Source organism: Vineibacter terrae (assembly GCF_008039615.1).
Classification (GTDB): domain Bacteria; phylum Pseudomonadota; class Alphaproteobacteria; order Reyranellales; family Reyranellaceae; genus Vineibacter; species Vineibacter terrae.
This window is the reverse complement of record NZ_VDUZ01000004.1, coordinates 1-19,052: the sequence shown is the minus strand read 5'-3', so window position 1 is coordinate 19,052 and position 19,052 is coordinate 1. Positions and strand designations below refer to the sequence as shown.

Here is a 19,052-nt window from a genome sequence, read left to right as displayed (position 1 = left end):
AGCATGATCTGTTGCTGATTTCCCCAATTCTACACGGGTCTGGCAAGGGATATGGGTTCCGTCATGACCCTTGACGCCCATGCCATCGATGCCGCCGGCCCGAGGCGCCGGCACCTCCTCCAGCTCACGGGCAGCGGCCTCGCTGCCGGCCTTTTCGCATCCAGCGCCCGCGCGCAAGCCGATGGCGGATCTGTGAAGGCCGTCGCCTTCGATGCCTTCGTCACCTTCGATCCACGGCCGGTCTTTGCCCGCGCCGAGCAGCTCTTCCCCGGCAAGGGCGCCGAGCTGAGCAATCTCTGGCGCATCCGGCAGTTCGAATACACCTGGCTGCGCGTCGTGTCGCAGCGCTACGCCGACTTCTGGACGGTGACCGAGGATGCGCTGCGCTTCGCCGCTGCCGCGGCCAAGGTGGATCTGACCGCCGACAAGCGCGACGAGCTCATGGGTGGCTTCCTCGCGCTGAAGGCGCATCCGGACGTGCTGCCCGGCCTGCAGGCGCTGCGCGGCGCCGGCATCCGGCTCGCCTTCCTGTCGAACATGACGGAGCGCATGCTGCAGGCTGCCATCCACAGCGCCGGCCTGGAGGGCCTGTTCGAGCACGTGCTGTCCACAGACACGCTGCGCACCTACAAGCCCGACCCACGCGCCTACCAGATGGCGATCGATGCGTTCGGCCTGCGGCGTGAAGAGATCGTCTTTGCGGCCTTTGGCGGCTGGGATGCGGCCGGCGCCAGGTCCTTCGGCTACCGGACCTTCTGGGCCAACCGGCTGAAGCTGCCCGCTGAAGGGCTCGATGCGAAGCCGGATGCGATTGGTGACACCTTGGCCGACCTCGTGACATTCGTCGGCCGCACGTGATCCTTCGCGTCCCCGTCATGCCGCCCAGCAGGCGGCGAAGTGGCCGGGCGTCTTTTCCTCGAACGGCGGGGCCTCGGCACGGCATTTCGCGGTCGCGTGTGCGCAGCGCGTGTGGAACCGGCAGCCGCTCGGTGGCGCGGCCGGGCTTGGGATCTCGCCCGTGAGCACGATGCGGCGGCGCTGCTGCTGGATCTGCGGATCGGGGATCAGGATCGCCGACAAGAGCGCGCGGGTATAGGGATGCAGCGGCTGGCGGAAGATCGCGTCGCGGTCGGCCAGCTCGACGAGCTTGCCCGCGTACATGATGGCGATGCGGTGCGAGATGTGGCGCACCACCGACAGGTCGTGCGCGATGAAGAGGTAGGCAAGATTGAGCCTGGCCTGCAGGTCGCCCAGCAGATTGACGATCTGGGCGCGGATCGAGACGTCGAGCGCCGAGACCGCCTCGTCGGCGACGATGAAATCCGGCTCCAGCGCCAGCGCCCGCGCGATGCCGATGCGCTGGCGCTGGCCGCCGCTGAACTCGTGCGGGTAGCGCTCCATCGCGCTCTCGGGCAGGCCGACCAGCGCCAGCAGCGATGCGACGCGCGGCTCTGCCGCCTCGCCCCGCGCCAGGCCATGAACGACGAGCGGCTCGGCCACCAGCTCGAGCACCGTCATGCGCGGGTTGAGGCTGGCATAGGGGTCCTGGAAGATCATCTGCACATGCCGGCGCAGCCGCCGCAGCGCCTCGCCCCGGACCTGCGTGATATCGCGGCCGCGGAACAGGATGCGGCCGGTGATGCTGTCGATGCGGCGCAGGATGGCACGGCCGGTGGTCGACTTGCCGGACCCCGATTCGCCCACGAGCCCCAGCGTCTCGCCGGGGAAGATGGCGAACGACACGTCCTCGACGGCAGTGATCGGGCGGATGCGGCGCCCGAGCCAGCCGCCGCCCCGGGCCGCGTAATGGACGGAGAGGTTCTGCACCTCGACCAGGGGCGCGGTGGTCGTGGTCATCATCGTCATCCCCGGGCACGACGGTTGGCGGCCTCGCCGGGCCAGGCGGGCGTGAAGGCCCGCCAGCAGGCCACGGTGCGGCCGCCGGCTTGCGGAACCAGGCTCGGCGCCTCGGCCATGCAGGCATCGGTCGCGATCGGGCAGCGCGTGTGGAAGGCGCATCCCGCGGGCGGATGCGACAGATCGGGCGGCGTGCCGTCGATCGCGACCAGCCGCGGCCGCACCACGTCGATCCGTGGCGTCGAGCGCAGCAGGCCCATCGTGTAGGGGTGGGCCGGGCGTGCGAACAGGTCGGCGGCGCGCCCGGTCTCGACGATGCGGCCGGCATAGATCACGGCAACCCGGTGGCACAGCGCCGCCACGACGCCGAGGTCGTGGGTGATGAGCAGGATCGAGAGCCCCAGCCGCTGCTGCAGGCTGCCGAGCAGCTCCAGGATCTGGGCCTGGATGGTGACATCCAGCGCCGTGGTCGGCTCGTCGGCGACCAGCAGCTCCGGCTCGCACGACAGCGCCATCGCGATCAGCGCGCGCTGGCGCATGCCGCCCGAGAGCTCATGCGGGTACTGCGCCAGCCGCTGCCGCGGCGCGGAGATGCCGACCAGGTCCAGCAGCTCGGCGGCGCGGTCGCTTGCGGCGCGCCGGCCGAGCTTGAGGTGATGGCGCAGCACCTCGGTGATCTGCAGGCCGATGGTGAACACCGGATTGAGCGACGTCATCGGGTCCTGGAAGACGAGCGCGATCTCCTTGCCGCGCACCCGCCGGGCATAGGCCGCGCCGTCGGCCGCCAGCAGCGAGCGTCCCTTCCACACGATGTCGCCGGCCACGATGCGGCCCGGCTCGCGGATCAGGCCCAGGATGGCCTGCGACGTCACGCTCTTGCCCGAGCCCGATTCGCCCACCAGCCCCAGAGTCTCGCCGCGGTCCAGATGCAGCGTCACGCCCCGCGAGGCCTCGATGGTGCCGCGCTCGGTGAAATACCGCACCTGCAGGCCCTTGACCTGCAGCAGCGGCCCCTCGGCAGCGGCGGCGCTCATGCGCCCATCTCCGACACGGCCGCGCCGCGCGCGAAGCGCTTCTGCCGCTCGCGCGGATCGGTGGCGATCCGGATCCAGCTCGCGACCAGGTTGATGCTGAGCACGGTGAGCGCGATCGCGGTGCCAGGCACGGTGACCAGCCACCAAGCGTCGAAGATGTAGTTCTTGCCGGCGGCAACATCGAGGCCCCACGACGTCGCCGGCGGCTGCACGCCCAGCCCGAGGAACGACAGCGCCGCCTCGGCGAGCACGATGCGCGCGAACTCCAGGGTCGCGAGCGTCACCAGCGGCGACGTGAGGTTGGGCAGGACGTGGCGGAAGATCACGCGCAGCGGCCGGCAGCCCACGATCTCGGCCGCCTCGACGTAGAGCGACTGGCGGCTGGACAGCACGACGCCGCGCACCAGGCGCGCATAGACCATCCAGCCATTGGCCGCGAGCACGATCACGAGCGTGCCGGGCGTCGGCTTCACCACGGTCAGGATGATGAGGGCCAGCAGCAGCGCCGGGAACGCGACCTGGATGTCGACGGCGCGCATGATGATGGTGTCGGCCCGCCCGCCGAAATAGCCGGCGACCAGCCCCAGCACGGTCCCGAACGTGCCGGCCAGCGCCACCACGGCGACGCCCACCAGCAGCGACACGCGCGCGCCGTGGATCGTGCGCGAGAGCACATCGCGGCCCAGATGATCGGTGCCCAGCCAATGCGCCGGGCTGCCGCCGGCAAGCCAGGCCGGCGGCAGCAGGCGGTCGGCCAGCGACTGCGCGGCGGGATCGTAGGGCGCCAGCGCCGGCGCGGCGATCGCCACGATGACCAGCACCAGCAGGATCATCGTGCCGAAGGCGCCCAGCTTGTCGGCGCGCAGCTCGCGCGCGATGCCGCGCAGCGCGTTGAACAGCTCATGCGGCCGGCCGTGCAGCGGTGCGGCGTGGGCGAGCGTGCCGGCGGTCGACTTGGTCATTGCCATGGCTCACTCGAGTTGGATGCGCGGATCGATCGCCTTGTAGACGAGGTCCATGGCGAGGTTGATCGCGACCACCATGATCGCGACCACGAACACCACGGTCTGCAGCAGCACGAGATCCTGGCGCTGGATGGCCTGGATCGCGACATAGCCCAGCCCCGGCCAGGCGAAGACCGTCTCGACCACGACGGCATAGCCCGCGAGCGAGCGGATGAGCTCCCAGCCGGCCAGCGTCAGCACCGGGTTCGCGGCGTTGCGCAGCGCATGCAGGCCGACGACGCGCCGCAACGGCAGGCCCTTGGCGATCGCGGTCTGCACATAGGGCTGGTTGAGCTCGTCGATCATCGAGGAGCGCGCGATCATGGCCAGCCGGCCGGTGGCCGGCAGCGCCAGGGTCAGCGCCGGCAGGATCAGGTGCCCCGGCGTGCCGCGCCCCGACGTCGGCAGCAGCCCCCACTCCACGGCGAACAGGATGATGAGCAGCAGCCCGAGCCAGAACTGGGGCAGCGACAGGCCCAGCAGGCTCAGGCTCACCGTGGCGCGATCCCAGCCCCGCCCCGGCCGCAGCGCCGCGATGACGCCGAGCGGGATGGCCAGCAGCAGGGCCAGGGCCATGCCCACCAGCACCAGCTCGAGCGTCGCCGGCAGGCGCTCCAGCACGATGTCGATGGCCGGCCGGCGCTGCCACAGCGACTCGCCGAAGTCGAAGCGTGCCAGCTTCGCGAAGAAGTCGGCGAACTGCGCCGGCAGCGGCCGGTCGAGGCCGAGATGGTGCGCGAACGCCTGGCGCTGCTCGTCGCTGGCGTCGATGGGCAGCATGACGCGCACGGGATCGCCCACCATGCGCGTCACGATGAAGACCACGATCGTCACGCCGAGCACGACGACGATGCCATGGCCGAGGCGGCGAAGCAGGAAGCCGGCGCTCATGACGCTTTGCTCCCGACGTTTGAGGTCAGCGGGTGACCTTCATGTCCTTGGCCAGGAACTTGCCGTCGACGCCCGGTGTCCAGTCCATGCGCTGGCTCAGCCCGTAGAGCACGTCGATGCCGACCAGGGTCACGAAATAGGCCTGCTCGTGAGCGCGTTTCATGACCATGTGATAGATCTCGGCCTGCTTCGCCGGATCGGTCTCGGAACGGGCGCGCTCGATGAGCGCCGCCAGCTCGGCGTCCTTGTTGGACGAGCCGCGGCCCTTCTCATGGTAGTAGTCCGACAGCGTGCGGTCGGCGTGCAGCAGCGGGTTGGCGTGGCTGACATAGATCGCCTGCGGCCGCGACTGGCGGTCGAACAGGCGCTTGAGGTAGCCGTCGAACTCCAGGATCTTCACGTCGACCTTCAGTCCCACCGCCTGCCAGTATGCGGCGATCGCCTCGACGGTCTCGCGGTCCTTGAGCCAGCGGCCGGCGGTGCCCACCAGCTCGATCGCGGCGCCCCCGGCGCCGGCCTCCTTCAGCAGCGCCCGCGCCTTGGCGGGGTCGTAGGGATAGGCGTTGATCGTCGGGTCATGGCCGAACCAGGTCGCGCTGATGAACTGGCCGTCGGACACCGAGGCGAAGCCGCCGAACAGCTTCTCCGCGATCGCCTTCTTGTCGACCGCGAGGTTGAGCGCCAGGCGCACGCGCGCATCGGCCGTCACGCCGCTGATGGCGTTGGGGATGACGACGGGCACCTCCAGCGCCGGCACGCGCCCGATCTTCGGTGCCCGCTTCACATACTCGGGCTGCAGGTTCGAGATGATGTCGAACTCACGCGCCAGCAGGCCCGACAGACGGGTGCCGATCTCCGACACGAAGCGGTACGTCACCCGCTGCACGCCGGGCTTGGCGCCCCAGTAGTCCGGGTTGGCGGCCAGCACCACGCGCTCGCCGCGCACCCACTCGACAAGGCGATAGGGGCCGGTGCCGACCGGCTGGGTCGCGAAGCCCGGGCTCCTGGCGTGCTGCGGCGGGATGATCTTCAGCCAGTACATGCGCGAGAGGAACACCGAGTCCGGCGCCTTGGTCACGACGTTGACCGTCAGGTCGTCGACCTTCTCGGCGCGCACCAGCGTGCTGAAGTAGGACAGGTTCTCCGAGCGCACCGCCGGGTCGAGCATGCGTGCGATGCTGGCCACGACCGCATCGGCGGTGAACGGCTCGCCGTTGTGGAACTTGACGCCGGCGCGCAGCCTGAACTGCCACGTCGTGGGGTCCAGCAGCCTGGGCATCTCGGCCGCCAGACCCGGCACCAGCTCGCCCTTGGGCGTGCGGAAGATGAGCGCCTCGTAGATGTTGTCGTTGACCGCCCGCTCGCCGCCGTCCTGGCGGATCTGCGGGTCGAGCGTCGTCGGTTCCGAGCCGAGCGCGATGACGATCTCCTGGGCGCGGGTGGCGCCCGCCGCCAGCGCCCACATCGACGCCCCTGCACATGCGAGGACCACGGCCCGACGGGCCATGCGCAAGCCAACCTTCATCGTCGTCCTCCCCGATAAGCTTGATCTGTGTCTTGCGCCCCACTACCTTTCCTGATCGTAGCCTGTATCCTGTATACAGGAATGAGGAGTGTCAAGACCGTCAAATGCCCCGCGATCCCAAGCCTGCCATGCCGCCCGACACCGCTTCCGCGCCCGCGCCCGATGCCGCCCGCCTGGGCGACACCTATTCGCCCTTGCGCGATCTCGTCACGCAGTCGCTCCGCCAGGCCATCGTGCGCGGCCGCTACCGGCCCGGCGAGCGGCTGATCGAGGAGCGGATCGCGGCCGAGCTCGGCGTGTCGCGCAATCCCGTGCGCGAGGCGATCCGGGCGCTGGCATCGGAGGGCTTCATCGAGGTCACGCCGCGGCGCAGCGCCGTGGTCGCATCGCTCTCCAACGCCGACGCCTGGGAGATGGTCGAGGTGCGCGCCAACCTCGAAGGGCTCAATGCCCGCCTTGCCGCCCGCCGGCACCAGCCGGGCGTGATAGATCGGATAAAATCGGTGCTTTCCGAGGGCCGCGCCAAGGCGGCGACCGGCACGCCCGAGGAGTTCGTCGAGTTCAACAACCGCTTCCATGACCTCCTGGCGGAGGCCGGCAACAACCGCGTGCTGGGCGACATCATGCGTACCCTGCGCGAGCGCACCGCCCATCTCTTCGCGCCGCGCAGCCTCAAGCAGGCGGTGACCAACTGGGAGGAGCACGCCGACATCCTCGAGGCGATCGTCGCCGGCGACGAGGAGATGGCCGCGCTGCTCGCCTCGCGCCACGTGCTCCACGCCGGGCGCACGTTCCTGGCCGAGCGCGAGCCGGCGCCGGAGCAGGCGAGCGCCGCCCTGTCGGCCGTGAAGGCTTCCTCTTGACTCGCAGCCATTCTGTATACAGTATCCTGGATGAGACCAGGAGGAATGCCATGGCCAAGAGCGAGTTCCGCACGCAGATCGAAGAGGTGATCCAGCAGCGCCACTCCAAGACCCACCCCTGGAGCGACGCCTGGGTGAGCGGCCGGCTCAATCGCCGCCTGCTGGGCGAATGGACCAAGCAGCACTTCCACTATGTCAGCCTGTTCCCGCAATGGTGCGCCACGGTCTATGGCGACTGCCCGGCCGAGGATGTGCGCGCCTTCATCGCCGAGAACATCATGGAAGAGGAAGGCATGGTCGGCCAGGAAGGCTTCCCGGCGATCAAGCACACCGAGCTGCTGCTCGATTTCGGCGAGCATTGCGGCATGGGCCGCGACGAGATCAGGAACGCCCAGCTCAACGGCGAGCTGCTGCCCGAGACGCTGGGCCTGCAGAGCTGGTGCTATCGCCAGTCGCAGCGCCACTATGTCGAGGCCATGGCCGCCCTGCTGGTCGGGCTCGAGTCGCAGGTGCCGCAGATCTACAGCCGCACCACGCCGCCGCTGCTGGAGAAGTACGGCTTCACCCAGGACGAGGTCGTGTTCTTCACCCTGCACATCGTCGCCGACGCCGAGCATGGCGAACGCGGCTTCGAGATCCTGGAGAGGCACGCCACGACGCCGGAGCTCAGGAGCGCCTGCCTGCGCCTGGTGCGCGAGGCGACGCTGATGCGCCGGCTCTATCTCGACGGGCTCTACGCCAAGTTCCTGGCCCAGCCGCAGGCCCAGGCCGCCGCATAGGGCGCGCCGGAGATACGTCGCGTGATCACCTACCAGACCTTCTCGCTGGCCGAGGCCAACCTGATGCTCGACGCGGCGCAGAGGAAGGCCGAGGAGCTCGGCATCCCCGAGGTGCTGTGCGTCGCCGATGCGGCCGGCTACCCGATCGCGCTGCGCCGGCTCGACGGCGGCAAGGTGACCAGCGTGCAGATCGCCATGAACAAGGCGTTCACCGCCGCCGGCCACCGCAAGCCGACGCACAACTACAGGAACGCCCTGCCCGGCGAGGAGGCCTTCGGCATCTTCACCCAGCACGAGGGCCGCTTCACCGTCTTTGTCGGCGGCTTCCCCGTCGAGGTCGACGGCAAGGTGGTGGGCAGCATCGCCGCCTCGGGCGGCAACGGCGAGCAGGACACCGCCGTCTGCCAGGCCGGCATCGACGCCTTCCGGCGCCATCTCGGCCGCTAGGGGCCCATGGCGAGCGGCCTCCTCCCGGCGCGGCTCTATCTCGAGCCGGACGCCTTCACGCACGAGCGCCAGGCGCTGTTCGCGCATGCCTGGCAGATGCTCGGGCGCGCGGATGCGCTGGCCGCCACCGGCGACTACGTGTGCCAGATCCTCGGCGGCTGGCCGGTCTTCGCCGCGCGCAGCGACGCCGGCATCGCAGCGTTCCACAACCAGTGCCGGCACCAGGGGCTGCCGGTGGTCGATGCCGGCGCCGGACGCCGCACGGAGCTGCGCTGCCGTTACCATGGCTGGACCTACGACCTTGCCGGCCGCTTCGTGCAGGCGCCGCCCAAGGTCGCGCCGTCGCAACCACATGGCCCGGAATGCAACCTGCCGACGGTGCGCATCGAGCGCCGCCACGGCCTGCTGTTCATCCACGTCGAGGCCGATGCGGCCCCGTTCGACGACGCCCCTGCGCTGGCCGGCGTCGAGGCGCTGCGCCCGCGCGGCGACGCGACGGTCGACATCGATGCCAACTGGAAGGCCGTGGTCGAGCACCTGCTGGATGAAGCACCACAGGCCGGGCGGCACTGGCTGTGGCCGACCCTGGTGATCGACCATGCCGCCGATGCACGCATCATCCACCAGGTGATCCCGCGCACGCATCTGCGCACCCGCCTCGTCCTGCACCTGCTGTGCGCGGACGACACCCCTGCGCGGCTGGAGGACGGGATCGCGACAACCCGATCAGGCGCCGAGGCGCGCCAGCAGGCGCTCGCCGCCGGCAGCCCGATGCCGCCGACAACCCCTCTCGGCCGGCAGTTCCAGTCGCGCGTGGCAGCGATCCACGGCTGAGTGGCGGCGCCTGATCCTTCGCCCGGAGGCGCAGGATCACGCTCGGGATGACAGTCGTGCCTACAGCGGCTTGATGGCGACGTGCCTGAACTGCACGGCGGAGCCTTCGTGGTGGCATTGCAGCGCCACATGCCCTGAACGGGCGCGGTCCCCATGCTCCAGCCGTGCGGCCGGCGCGCCGTTGAGCACGACGCTGATGGTCTGCGCGCAGGCCGTGATCACGAACCGGTTCCATTCGCCGACCGGATGCGAAAGCCCCGCCGCTGCCGGCGCCAGCCTGTAGACCGCGCCCGTCAGATGCAGGGCGCTGCCGGTGCATCGGGTCTTCGGATCGAAGCCGCGGTCGTCGATCTGCACCTCGTAGCCCTGCGCGATGGCCAGCGCCGGCGTGTCCTGCAGCGGCGGACAGCGCAGGAAGACGCCTGAATTGTCGTCCGGATGCAGCGTCCGCCAGGACACGTCGAGGATGAAGTCGTCGAAGGTCTCGTTGGCGTACCAGAACAGGCCGGGGCCGCCGAAGCTCTCGAGCACGCCGGGCGGCATCCAGCGGAAGCCGCCCTTGCCGGCCACGCGCCAGCCGATCAGCTCCGGCGTCAGCAGGTCGCGAAACCCGGCCGGCGGCGGCGCCGCGGCCGGTGACGGGGGCGGTGCTACGGTCATATGGCCTGGCCTCCTCGGCTCGCCGTTCCACTGCTCTGCAGCCAACGCGCCGATGCGGCAAGCGTTGCAGCCGGGCCGGCAACCCCGATAACCTGCCGTTTTGCGCGTGCGGAGAAGGTAGAGGGTCATGGCGGCGTTGGCATTCGACATACCGGACGAGATCGAGGCCGTCTGCGACGGCATTGCGCGCTTCATCCGCGCCGAGGTCGTGCCGCGGCACGACAGGCACCACGACCTGCTGACCGATCCGCACCAGCTCTACGCCAGGGACGGCCGCTACGTGCCGCAGGTCGTGCAGCTGATGCGCGAGGTGCGCATGGCCGCGTCGCAGGCCGGCTACTACCAGATGTGCGTGCCCGAGGCGCTGGGCGGCGGCGGCATGGGGCTGCTGGCCTATTTCACGGCCTGGGAGCGCATCTACCGCCAGTGCGGCATGCACCACTGGCTGGGCGCCTACACGCTCAGCCACTGGGCGTTCGGTCCCAGCGTCGTGCTGCGCGAGGTCACCGACACGGCACGCCAGACCATCCTGGCCGACATGATGGCCGGCCGCACCTCGATGTGCTTCGGCCTGTCGGAGCCCGGCGCCGGCTCCGACGCGGCCATGATCAGGACCCGGGCCGAGCCCGACGGCAACGGCTGGCGCATCCACGGCCGCAAGATCTGGACCACCAACGCGCCGCAGGCCGACTGGGTGATCGTGTTCGCGGTCACCGATCCGGAGCGGGCGAAGCGCAAGGCCGGCGGCATCAGCGCCTTCCTGGTGCCGACCGACGCGCCGGGCTTCCAGGTCGAGAGCGTGATCCGTCTCTTCGGCCATGCCGGCGGCAACGAGGGCCAGCTCGTCTTCGACGGCGTGCGGGTCGAGCCCGACCAGCTCGTGGGCACCCTGCATGACGGCTTCAAGATCGGCCTGCTGGGCGTGTCGCTGGGCCGCATCTACAACACCGCGCGCGCCGTCGGCCTGGGCCGCTGGGCGCTGGAGAAGGCGCTGGACTACGCCAAGCAGCGCGAGGCCTTCGGCCAGAAGATCGCCGAGTACCAGGGCGTGAGCTTCCCGCTCGCCGAATCGGCCATGGAGCTGCACGCCGCCCACCTGATGGGGCTGAACGTCGCCACCCTGCTCGACCGCGGCGAGCGCGCGATCAAGGAGCTGTCGATGGCCAAGGCCTATGCCGTGGAGGCCGGCTTCCGCGCCGTCGACCGCGCCATGCAGACCCACGGCGCCATGGGCTTCACCAACGAGCTGCACCTGACCCACGCTTGGCACGACCTGCGCGTGATCAACGTCGCCGACGGCACCAACGAGATCCTGCGCCGCACCATCGCCCAGCGCCTGCTGGCCGGCGACACGGAGCTTTGATTTCTGTCGCCCTGAGCGGAGCGAAGGACCTTGCGGTGGTGGATACCGGTCAAGGGCGGCTCTGATGACGGCTGGGACCGCGCCGCTCCAGCGGCGCATCATGAGCGTCGCTGGAGCGACGCGGTCCGGCCCGTCGCCAGCAACGTCCGTGCAGCACATACCACCGCAAGGTCCTTCGCTTCGCTCAGGACGACAATGTGCGTAAGGTGGGACGGATAGAGGGCAAGGCAAATGCGGGTCATCGTATGCGGGGCGGGCCAGGTCGGCACCGCGATCGCGCGGCAGCTGGCGGGCGAAGGCATCGACGTGACGGTCGTGGACATATCGCCCGAGCAGGCCCGCCTCGTCGACGAGACCTATGACGTGCGCGGCATGCAGGGCCACGCCTCGCATCCCGAGGTGCTGCAGCGCGCCGGGGCGCAGGACGCCGACATGCTGATCGCGGTCACGCAGTCGGACGAGGTCAACATGGTGGCCTGCCAGGTCGCCTACTCGCTCTTCAAGGTGCGCCGCCGCATCGCCCGTGTCCGCCATGCCGGCTACCTCGGGCCCGACTGGCGCGGCCTCTATGCCGCCGACCAGCTGCCGATCGACGTCATCATCTCGCCCGAGGTCGAGGTCGCCGGCGGCATCGCCCGCCGCCTGCGCACGCCCGGGGCGTTCGACACCGTGCCCCTGGCCGACGGCCGCGTGCAGCTGCTGGGCGTCCAGTGCAGCTCCGATGCCTGCGCCCTGATCGGCCGGCGGCTGGGCGAGCTGCCGCAGTTGTGGCCCGATTCCGGGCTGATGGTGATGGCCGTCATCCGCCAGGGCAAGGCCTTCGTGCCCGACGCAAGCACCGTGATCGAGCTCAACGACCAAGTCTACCTGATCACGCAGCCGCAGCGGGTCGACGGCGTCATCGCCTTCTTCGGCCATCAGGACCGGCAGGCCAGCCGCATCGTCATCGTCGGCGGCGGCAATGTCGGCTTCAGCCTGGCCAGGCAGCTCACGCAGGCCGCGCCCGCGGTCTCGATCATGATGGTCGAGCGCAACCGCGAGCGCGCCGAATTCGTCTCGGGCGAGCTGAAGGACGCCGTCGTGGTGCTGCACGGCGACGCGCTCGACCGCGACGTGCTGCGCGAGGCCAATGCCGGCGCCGCCCAGACCATCGTCGCCGTCACCGACGACGACGAGACCAACATCTTCGCCTCGGTGCTGGCCAAGCGCGAGGGCTGCAGCCGGGCCATCGCCCTGGTCAACAAGAGCACCTACGAGCCGATCATGCCGGTGCTGGGGGTCGACGTCGTGGTGAACCCCAACGCCATCACCATCTCGACCATCCTGCGCTACGTGCGGCCGCGCGCGGTGTCGGCGCTCTATGCCCTGCGCGAGGATTTCGGCGAGGTGATCGAGACCCAGGCCCTGCCCGGCTCCCGCCTGGTGCGCAGCAGCCTCGACAAGCTGCGCCTGCCCAAGGGCATGATGATCGGCGCCGTGGTGCGCGGCGAGCAGGTCTTCATTCCCACGGGCGCCTTCCAGGTCGAGCCCGGCGACCGCGTGATCGCCACCGTCACCTACGACGCCCTGCGCAAGGCGGAAGACATCCTGGAGGGGGCGTAGGGCATGGACATGGCGTTGGCACCGGTGTCCTAGACGATGCGCGTGCAGCCTCCCGTGCGCACCTGGTCGCCGGCCTATCTGCGGCCGGTCTTCTACCTGATCGGCGGCATGCTGGCGGTGCTGGCCGTCGCCATGCTGGTGCCGGCGGCCGTCGATGCCAGCGCCGGCCACCCCGACTGGCAGGGCTTCGCGCTGTCGGCTTCGGTCACCCTGGTCTGCGGCTTGCTGCTGCTCGGCGTGGCGCGCTGCGATCTCTCCGACGGCCTCACCCTGCGCCAGGCCTTCATGCTGACGCCGATGGCCTGGCTCGTGATCGCGCTGTTCAGCGCCCTGCCGCTCTACCTTTCCGACCACGCCGCGCTGCGCGGCAGCGTCACCGACGCCGTCTTCGAGGCGATGTCGGGCCTGACGACCACGGGCGCCACCGTGATCACCGGCCTCGACCAGGCGCCGCCCGGGGTCCTGCTGTGGCGGTCGCTGCTGCAATGGATGGGCGGCATCGGCATCATCGCGGTCGCGATCGCGATCCTGCCGACCCTGGGCGTCGGCGGCATGCAGCTGTTCCGCACCGAATCCTCGGACCGCTCGGAGAAGGTGCTGCCGCGGGTGCGCGAGATCGCGGCCGCGATCGGCGCCATCTATCTCGGGCTGACCGTGGCCTGCGCGCTGGCCTACTGGCTGGCCGGCATGGCGCCGTTCGATGCCGTGGCCCATGCGCTCAGCACCGTCGCCACCGGCGGCTACTCGACGTCCGACGCCTCGCTGGGCCACTGGCGGAGCGCCGCGGTCGAGTGGATCGCGGTCGTGTTCATGATCCTGGGCGCGCTGCCGTTCGTGGCCTATGTCGGCCTGGCGCGCGGCAACCGCCGCATGCTGCGCAACAGCCAGGCCGTCACCTTCCTGCTCTTCATTGCCGCGATGAGCGTGCTGCTGGCGGCGTGGCTGGCGCTGTCGGGCCGCTACGGCATCGCCGACGCCATCCGCCACGCGATGTTCAACGTCGTCTCCATCGTCACCACGGCCGGCTTCGTCACCGTCGACTACACGCTGTGGGGCAACATGGCGGTCGGCATCTTCTTCGGCCTGCTGTTCGTAGGCGGCTGCACCGGCTCGACCACGGGCGGCATCAAGATCTTCCGCTTCGAGGTGATGGCGCGCGTGCTGCGCAGCTACTTCCTGCAGCTGCTCTACCCGCGCGGCGTCTTCCCCCGCACCTATGGCGGCAAGCAGCTCCCGGACGAGGTCGTGGCCTCGGTGGTCGCGTTCTTCACGGTCTACTTCCTGTGCTACGGCGGGCTCACCATCGCACTGATGGCGTTCGACCTCGACTTCCTCACCAGCGCCAGCGCCGCCGTGGCCAGCCTCTCCAATGTCGGGCCGGGCCTGGGCCCGGCGATCGGCCCGCACGGCAACTTCGCCTCCCTGCCCGACGCGGCGAAGTGGCTGCTGTGCTTCGCCATGCTGCTGGGCCGCCTGGAGCTGTTCGCCGTGCTGGTCCTGTTCATGCCCAGCTTCTGGCGGGGGTGACTCCTGCCTCCCCCACGCGCAGCGTGGGGGAGGTGGCCGAAGGCCGGAGGGGGAGCCGACGTGGTCTTCGTAACCAAGACCACGTCGGCTCCCCTCCGCCCCTTCGGGGCACCTCCCCAGCAAAGCTGGGGAGGAAGAATTCACGTCAATGCTCAAGGTAGCTCCTTCGCAGGCCGGGGTCCCGAGCCAGGCCGTCGCCATTGAGGCGCCCTATCCCGGGATGCACAGGGCAATCCGCCTGCGCGAAGATCGGGAAGATCGCGAAAGGAAATTCTCCAGTCCTGCCAAGGGCTCCCGCGGCGTCGGAAATCGGCATCGCCGACGGCGCGATCAGCGCGAAGCCCCGTCGCGCAATGTCCAGGTGGCGGCATGGCAAAGCGACCGTGGTCATGACGGCCCTCGATCACGGGAGAGAAGGACGTTGCCTGACGGCGGCAACCGGCGATCCTGCCTTCGCAGGCGCCCGTTTCGAAGCCCGGCGGCGGCTCTGCCCGTGTCGTGGGACCTACGAAGCGCCCGTTACCCCGGCGGCGGGTTTACGCATGCTCCAACAATGTCAAATCTACACCATTCTCGTTCTACGAACAAGAAATTTCACCGCCACTTCAGGGCCGGGCGGCGGGGTTGATTCCTGCCTCCCCCACGCGCAGCGTGGGGGAGGTGGCCGATTCGGTATTTCGACGCGTTGCGTCGAAATACCTGTGCCGGAGGGGGAGCCGACGTGGTCCCGGTTATATAGCCCCCGTCGGCTCCCCTCCGCCCACCGACGTTTCGACGCTTCGCGTCGAAACGTCGTATCGGGGCACCTCCCCAGCAAAGCTGGGGAGGAAGAATTCAGGTCAATGCCCAAGGTAGCTCTTGCGCAGGCCGGGGTCCTGGGCAAGGTCGGCGGCCTTGCCGCTGAGCGCGATGCGGCCGTTCTCCAGCACGTAGGCGCGGTGCGCGACGGCGAGCGACTGGACCACGTTCTGCTCGACCAGCAGTATCGCGAGGCCGTCGGCGTTGAGGCGGCCGATCAGGGCGAACATCTCCTCGACCAGCAGCGGCGAGAGGCCCAGTGACGGCTCGTCCAGGATCAAGAGGCGCGGCTCGCCCATCAGGCCGCGGCCGATCGCCAGCATCTGCTGCTCGCCGCCCGAGAGCGTGCCCGCGAGCTGGCGCCAGCGCTCCTTCAGCCGCGGGAAGATCGCGGCCACGCGCTCCAGGTTGCGGGCTCGCGCCGCGCCGCCGCGCCGGTAGCTGCCGAGCGCCAGGTTGTCGCGCACCGTGAGGTTGGGGAACACCCGCCGGCCCTCGGGCACCTGCACCAGGCCGCGCGCGACGATGCGCATGCTGGGCCAGCCGGCGATGGCGGCGCCGTCGAAGGCGATGCTGCCCGCGACAGGGCGCAGCAGGCCGCTCACGGTGTTGTTCAGCGTCGACTTGCCGGCGCCGTTGCTGCCCAGCAGCGCCACGACCTCGCCCGCCGCCACCGCGAGGTCGACGCCGTGCAGGATCTCGATCGGGCCGTAGCCGGCGCGCAGGCCTGCAATTTCAAGCATGCGCCCCGCCCAGGCGCGCGGCGGCGCCATGCCCGAGATAGGCCTCGACCACGCCGGCATCGGCCGCGACCTGGGCCGGCGTGCCCTCGGCGATCACGCGGCCCTGGTTGAGCACGTAGACGCGCTCGGCGAGGCTGGTGACGGCCTGCATCACGTGCTCGATCAGCAGGATGGTGACGCCGCCGGTGCGGATCGCGCGGATCACCTCGACGATCTCGCCGATCTCCGTCGGGTTGAGGCCGGCCATCACCTCGTCCAGCAGCAAGAGCCGCGGACCGGTGGCCAGCGCGCGGGCCAGCTCCAGGCGCTTGCGCCCGGCCACCGTGAGGTCGGCGCCGCGCCGGTCGAGTTGCGCGCCCATGCCGACCTGGCGCGCGATCGCCTCGGCCCGCGCCGCCGCCGCATCGCGGTCGGACGTGCGGGCATAGGCGCCGACCATGATGTTCTCGCGCACGCTGATGGTGGCGAAGGGCTGCGTGATCTGGAACGTGCGCACCATGCCGGCGGCGCAGATGCGATGCGGCGCGCGTCCGGTGATGTCGGCGCCGTCGAGGCGCACGACGCCCGAATCGGGCTTGTGGAAGCCCGCGATGCAGGCGAACAGCGTCGTCTTGCCGGCGCCGTTGGGGCCGATCAGCGCCACGATCTCGCCGGCCCGCACGTCGAGCGCGGCATCGTCGACCGCCTTCAGGCCGCTGAACGCCTTGCACAGGCGGCGCACCTCAAGCACGTCCCGCCTCCCCAGGATCATGCGGCCGATCTCCTGCCGCACCTTCTGTCATCCCGAGCGCAGCGAGGGATCTCCCGCGGCCGGACGCACGGTGCGTCGTTCGCGGGAGATCCCTCGCTGCGCTCGGGATGACGGGGTGGTCGTGCCTTCGGCCGAACAGGCTGGCCAGGCCGTGCGGCAGGCGCGCCACGATCAGGATCAGCATGGCGCCGTAGACGATCAGGCTCAGCGGCTGCACGTTCTTCAGGGCCGGCACGACGCTGGCCAGCATGCGCGTGACCTCGTTGATCGCCGTCAGGGCCGCCGCACCGATCAGCGGCCCGGCGATGGTGCCGGCGCCGCCCACCATGCTGACCAGCAGCATCTCCACCGACTTGTCGACGCCGAAGGCGATCCAGGGATCGACATAGAGATACTTCTGCACATAGAAGGCACCGCCGGCGCCGGCCATCGCACCCGACAGCACCAGCACCTTGACCTTCTCGGCATAGACGTCGATGCCCAGCGCGCGGGCGGCGTCCTCGTTCTCGCGGATCGCCACCAGGCGCGCGCCGAAGCGCGTGCGCGTGAGCCGCCAGGCGATCAGCAGCGCCAGCACGCACAGGCCCAGCGCCAGGTAGTAGAACCAGATCGGGTCGCGGAACTGCAGGTTCGCGGGCCGCGGATCGGCCTTCACCAGCAGGCCCAGCCCGCCGCGCGTGAACGGCACCGAGTTGGCCAGGATACGGAAGACCTCCGCAAATGCCAACGTGATGAGCGCGAAATACGAGCCCTTGAGGCCGGCGCGGAAGGCCAGCGCCCCGATCAGCCACCCGACGCCGGCGCCGGCCACCGCCGCCACCGGCCAGGCCAGCCACGGGTTCCAGCCGTGCGAGACCTGCAGGATGGCCATGGCGTAGGCGCCGGTGCCGAAGAACACGACATGGCCGAAGGACGTGAGGCCGGCGAAGCCGCCGGCGACGTTCCACGACTGGCCGAGGAACGCCGTGAAGCAGATCAGCATGCCCGTGTTGATCAGGTAGTTGGGCGAGAGCGGCAGCCCGGCCGCGCCGGCGGCACGCACCAGCAGCGGATAGAGCAGCGCCAGTACCAGCCCGGCAGCCAGCAGCGCCTGCCCGCGCCGGCTCATCGCGCGCTCCCGAACAGGCCGGTGGGCCGCAGCAGCAGAATGAGGATGAAGGTCAGCGAGATGCCGATCTGGCCCAGCTGCTCGCCCAGCAGCAGCCCGCCCAGCGACTCGGTGACGCCGATGATCAGGCCGCCCACGGCCGCGCCCACGAAGCTGCCCATGCCGCCCAGGACGACGATGGTGAAGGCGATCAGCACGAAGGCATGGCCCGAGGTCGGCGAGACGTAGAAGGTCGGCATCAGCAGGCAGGCCGCCGCGCCCAGGCAGGCGATGCCGATGCCGTAGGCGATCGCGAACACCTGCTCGACGTCGATGCCCACCAGCCGCGCGCCCTGCCGCTCGCGCGCCACGGCGCGGATCGCCCTGCCCAGGTCGGAGCCGGTCATCAGCAGGCCCAAGGCGGCGCAGATCACGATCGCGGCCAGGAACGAGAGCAGCTTGGGCAGCGGCAGGAACGCGGCCCCGACCTGCACGATGCTGCCGGCCCAGGCGACGTCGACGGTCTGCGTGTCGCCGCCGAACAGCAGCAGCGCGACGTTGTCGAAGACGATCGCCAGGCCCAGGGTGATCAGCAGGATGTTCTCGTCGCGGCCATGGCTGAAGCGGCCGATCAGGCCGCGGTAGAGCACGTAGCCGAAGGCGAAGCTGCCGGCGATCACGATGGGCAGCGCCATGTAGGGATCGATGCCCAGCAGGCGCCAGAGGAAGAACACCGCGTACATGGCCAGCATCAGGAGGCTGCCATGGGCGAAGTTGATGATGTGCAGCACGCCGTAGATCAGCGTCAGCCCGACCGCGACCAGTACGTAGATGCCACCGGCCAGCAATCCGTTCAGCACGCCGGCGAGGATGATCGCGGGATCGGGCACGTCATATCCTGGGGGCGAAGAGAAGAAGAGAAGAATTCACCGCAGAGACACAGAGACACAGAGCAACTTTGGGCCGCAATGGAAATGGAGGGAAGCGCTTCATGGTGAGCTTGTCGAACCATGAAGCGCCGCACCACAGCCCGTGCGGCGCCTTCATGGTTCGACTCGGTGAATGCGAAGCATTCACCTGTGCTCACCATGAAGGCTACCAAGAGCTTGCGCGCCTTCGGCGCGCGAAAAATCATTCTCTGTGTGCCTCTGTGTCTCTGTGCCTGAAAGGAAACAGAACTCACGCGGTCGTAGCCATGGGTGTGATTTCGACATGATATCCGAGGCTTGCGAGCTGTTTGACGAGGCGGTTGGTGCGACTCTGCTTGGAGCGGCGAGTGAAGTGGTC

At 69.7% G+C, this 19,052-nt stretch carries 19 protein-coding genes; 8 read left to right on the top strand and 11 right to left on the bottom strand.

Going from position 1 to position 19,052, the window contains the following annotated elements; all coding sequences use genetic code 11:
* Positions 1 to 63: 63 nt before the first annotated feature.
* Positions 64 to 858: a haloacid dehalogenase type II gene (locus tag FHP25_RS04445; protein WP_147845702.1), complete on the top strand. Its 795-nt coding sequence runs from the start codon at positions 64 to 66 to the stop codon at positions 856 to 858.
* A gap of 15 nt (positions 859 to 873) precedes the next feature.
* Here the strand turns inward: FHP25_RS04445 and FHP25_RS04440 are convergent, their stop codons facing one another.
* The 5 genes from FHP25_RS04440 to FHP25_RS04420 are packed head-to-tail and all read right to left on the bottom strand — an operon-like array spanning position 874 to position 6,311.
* Positions 874 to 1,857, bottom strand: coding sequence for an ABC transporter ATP-binding protein (locus FHP25_RS04440; protein ID WP_231712204.1), 984 nt, complete (start codon positions 1,855 to 1,857; stop codon positions 874 to 876).
* A 5-nt stretch (positions 1,858 to 1,862) separates the two neighbouring features.
* Positions 1,863 to 2,891 (bottom strand): ABC transporter ATP-binding protein, encoded by a 1,029-nt coding sequence (locus tag FHP25_RS04435; protein WP_147845700.1) that lies wholly within the window; start codon positions 2,889 to 2,891, stop codon positions 1,863 to 1,865.
* Positions 2,888 to 3,853: an ABC transporter permease gene (locus tag FHP25_RS04430; protein WP_218578176.1), complete on the bottom strand. Its 966-nt coding sequence runs from the start codon at positions 3,851 to 3,853 to the stop codon at positions 2,888 to 2,890. Before FHP25_RS04430 ends, FHP25_RS04435 begins: the two co-directional genes overlap by 4 nt.
* Before the next feature lie 9 nt (positions 3,854 to 3,862).
* Positions 3,863 to 4,786, bottom strand: a complete 924-nt coding sequence (locus FHP25_RS04425) for an ABC transporter permease (protein WP_147845698.1) — start codon at positions 4,784 to 4,786, stop codon at positions 3,863 to 3,865.
* Between the two features lie 25 nt (positions 4,787 to 4,811).
* A complete protein-coding gene (locus FHP25_RS04420; RefSeq protein WP_218578175.1) occupies positions 4,812 to 6,311 on the bottom strand; it encodes an ABC transporter substrate-binding protein in 1,500 nt (499 codons plus the stop codon).
* A gap of 104 nt (positions 6,312 to 6,415) precedes the next feature.
* Here FHP25_RS04420 and FHP25_RS04415 point away from each other — a divergent pair, with 104 nt between their 5' ends.
* From FHP25_RS04415 to FHP25_RS04400, 4 genes are read left to right on the top strand one after another with little or no spacing between them, the layout of a single operon-like run.
* A complete protein-coding gene (locus tag FHP25_RS04415; protein ID WP_231712203.1) occupies positions 6,416 to 7,174 on the top strand; it encodes a GntR family transcriptional regulator in 759 nt (252 codons plus the stop codon).
* 50 nt (positions 7,175 to 7,224) lie between these two features.
* Positions 7,225 to 7,953 carry a TenA family transcriptional regulator gene (locus FHP25_RS04410; RefSeq protein WP_147845697.1) on the top strand — a complete coding sequence of 243 codons (729 nt, stop codon included), beginning with the start codon at positions 7,225 to 7,227 and terminating at the stop codon, positions 7,951 to 7,953.
* A gap of 21 nt (positions 7,954 to 7,974) precedes the next feature.
* Positions 7,975 to 8,400 carry a GlcG/HbpS family heme-binding protein gene (locus FHP25_RS04405; protein WP_218578174.1) on the top strand — a complete coding sequence of 142 codons (426 nt, stop codon included), beginning with the start codon at positions 7,975 to 7,977 and terminating at the stop codon, positions 8,398 to 8,400.
* Positions 8,401 to 8,406: 6 nt separating this feature from the next.
* Positions 8,407 to 9,234 carry an aromatic ring-hydroxylating oxygenase subunit alpha gene (locus FHP25_RS04400; protein ID WP_147845696.1) on the top strand — a complete coding sequence of 276 codons (828 nt, stop codon included), beginning with the start codon at positions 8,407 to 8,409 and terminating at the stop codon, positions 9,232 to 9,234.
* A gap of 60 nt (positions 9,235 to 9,294) precedes the next feature.
* Here FHP25_RS04400 and FHP25_RS04395 read toward each other — a convergent pair whose 3' ends face one another.
* Positions 9,295 to 9,894, bottom strand: coding sequence for a 3-keto-disaccharide hydrolase (locus FHP25_RS04395; RefSeq protein ID WP_178133291.1), 600 nt, complete (start codon positions 9,892 to 9,894; stop codon positions 9,295 to 9,297).
* Positions 9,895 to 10,021: 127 nt separating this feature from the next.
* Here FHP25_RS04395 and FHP25_RS04390 point away from each other — a divergent pair, with 127 nt between their 5' ends.
* From FHP25_RS04390 to FHP25_RS04380, 3 genes are all read left to right on the top strand, one after another.
* Positions 10,022 to 11,257: an acyl-CoA dehydrogenase family protein gene (locus tag FHP25_RS04390; protein WP_147845694.1), complete on the top strand. Its 1,236-nt coding sequence runs from the start codon at positions 10,022 to 10,024 to the stop codon at positions 11,255 to 11,257.
* A 231-nt stretch (positions 11,258 to 11,488) separates the two neighbouring features.
* Positions 11,489 to 12,859 (top strand): Trk system potassium transporter TrkA, encoded by a 1,371-nt coding sequence (gene trkA / locus FHP25_RS04385; RefSeq protein WP_147845693.1) that lies wholly within the window; start codon positions 11,489 to 11,491, stop codon positions 12,857 to 12,859.
* A gap of 36 nt (positions 12,860 to 12,895) precedes the next feature.
* Entirely contained in the window at positions 12,896 to 14,386 is a 1,491-nt protein-coding gene (locus FHP25_RS04380) for a TrkH family potassium uptake protein (RefSeq protein ID WP_147845692.1), read from the top strand.
* A gap of 145 nt (positions 14,387 to 14,531) precedes the next feature.
* Here the strand turns inward: FHP25_RS04380 and FHP25_RS04375 are convergent, their stop codons facing one another.
* From FHP25_RS04375 to FHP25_RS04355, 5 genes are all read right to left on the bottom strand, one after another.
* Positions 14,532 to 14,777 (bottom strand): hypothetical protein, encoded by a 246-nt coding sequence (locus tag FHP25_RS04375; RefSeq protein ID WP_147845691.1) that lies wholly within the window; start codon positions 14,775 to 14,777, stop codon positions 14,532 to 14,534.
* Positions 14,778 to 15,225: 448 nt separating this feature from the next.
* Positions 15,226 to 15,927: an ABC transporter ATP-binding protein gene (locus FHP25_RS04370; protein WP_147845690.1), complete on the bottom strand. Its 702-nt coding sequence runs from the start codon at positions 15,925 to 15,927 to the stop codon at positions 15,226 to 15,228.
* Positions 15,920 to 16,657, bottom strand: coding sequence for an ABC transporter ATP-binding protein (locus tag FHP25_RS04365; protein WP_231712202.1), 738 nt, complete (start codon positions 16,655 to 16,657; stop codon positions 15,920 to 15,922). The genes FHP25_RS04370 and FHP25_RS04365 overlap by 8 nt, the downstream gene beginning before the upstream one ends.
* Entirely contained in the window at positions 16,650 to 17,786 is a 1,137-nt protein-coding gene (locus tag FHP25_RS04360; RefSeq protein WP_147845688.1) for a branched-chain amino acid ABC transporter permease, read from the bottom strand. The genes FHP25_RS04365 and FHP25_RS04360 overlap by 8 nt, the downstream gene beginning before the upstream one ends.
* Positions 17,783 to 18,655, bottom strand: coding sequence for a branched-chain amino acid ABC transporter permease (locus FHP25_RS04355; protein ID WP_147845687.1), 873 nt, complete (start codon positions 18,653 to 18,655; stop codon positions 17,783 to 17,785). The genes FHP25_RS04360 and FHP25_RS04355 overlap by 4 nt, the downstream gene beginning before the upstream one ends.
* Positions 18,656 to 19,052 lie beyond the last annotated feature (397 nt).

Coding starts and splice junctions, on each gene's coding strand:
- FHP25_RS04445 (WP_147845702.1), top strand. CDS start 64: ATGACCCTTGACGCCCATGCCATCGATGCCGCCGGCCCGAGGCGCCGG.
- FHP25_RS04440 (WP_231712204.1), bottom strand. CDS start 1,857: ATGACCACGACCACCGCGCCCCTGGTCGAGGTGCAGAACCTCTCCGTC.
- FHP25_RS04435 (WP_147845700.1), bottom strand. CDS start 2,891: ATGAGCGCCGCCGCTGCCGAGGGGCCGCTGCTGCAGGTCAAGGGCCTG.
- FHP25_RS04430 (WP_218578176.1), bottom strand. CDS start 3,853: ATGACCAAGTCGACCGCCGGCACGCTCGCCCACGCCGCACCGCTGCAC.
- FHP25_RS04425 (WP_147845698.1), bottom strand. CDS start 4,786: ATGAGCGCCGGCTTCCTGCTTCGCCGCCTCGGCCATGGCATCGTCGTC.
- FHP25_RS04420 (WP_218578175.1), bottom strand. CDS start 6,311: ATGAAGGTTGGCTTGCGCATGGCCCGTCGGGCCGTGGTCCTCGCATGT.
- FHP25_RS04415 (WP_231712203.1), top strand. CDS start 6,416: ATGCCCCGCGATCCCAAGCCTGCCATGCCGCCCGACACCGCTTCCGCG.
- FHP25_RS04410 (WP_147845697.1), top strand. CDS start 7,225: ATGGCCAAGAGCGAGTTCCGCACGCAGATCGAAGAGGTGATCCAGCAG.
- FHP25_RS04400 (WP_147845696.1), top strand. CDS start 8,407: ATGGCGAGCGGCCTCCTCCCGGCGCGGCTCTATCTCGAGCCGGACGCC.
- FHP25_RS04395 (WP_178133291.1), bottom strand. CDS start 9,894: ATGACCGTAGCACCGCCCCCGTCACCGGCCGCGGCGCCGCCGCCGGCC.
- FHP25_RS04390 (WP_147845694.1), top strand. CDS start 10,022: ATGGCGGCGTTGGCATTCGACATACCGGACGAGATCGAGGCCGTCTGC.
- trkA (WP_147845693.1), top strand. CDS start 11,489: ATGCGGGTCATCGTATGCGGGGCGGGCCAGGTCGGCACCGCGATCGCG.
- FHP25_RS04380 (WP_147845692.1), top strand. CDS start 12,896: ATGCGCGTGCAGCCTCCCGTGCGCACCTGGTCGCCGGCCTATCTGCGG.
- FHP25_RS04375 (WP_147845691.1), bottom strand. CDS start 14,777: ATGACCACGGTCGCTTTGCCATGCCGCCACCTGGACATTGCGCGACGG.
- FHP25_RS04370 (WP_147845690.1), bottom strand. CDS start 15,927: ATGCTTGAAATTGCAGGCCTGCGCGCCGGCTACGGCCCGATCGAGATC.
- FHP25_RS04360 (WP_147845688.1), bottom strand. CDS start 17,786: ATGAGCCGGCGCGGGCAGGCGCTGCTGGCTGCCGGGCTGGTACTGGCG.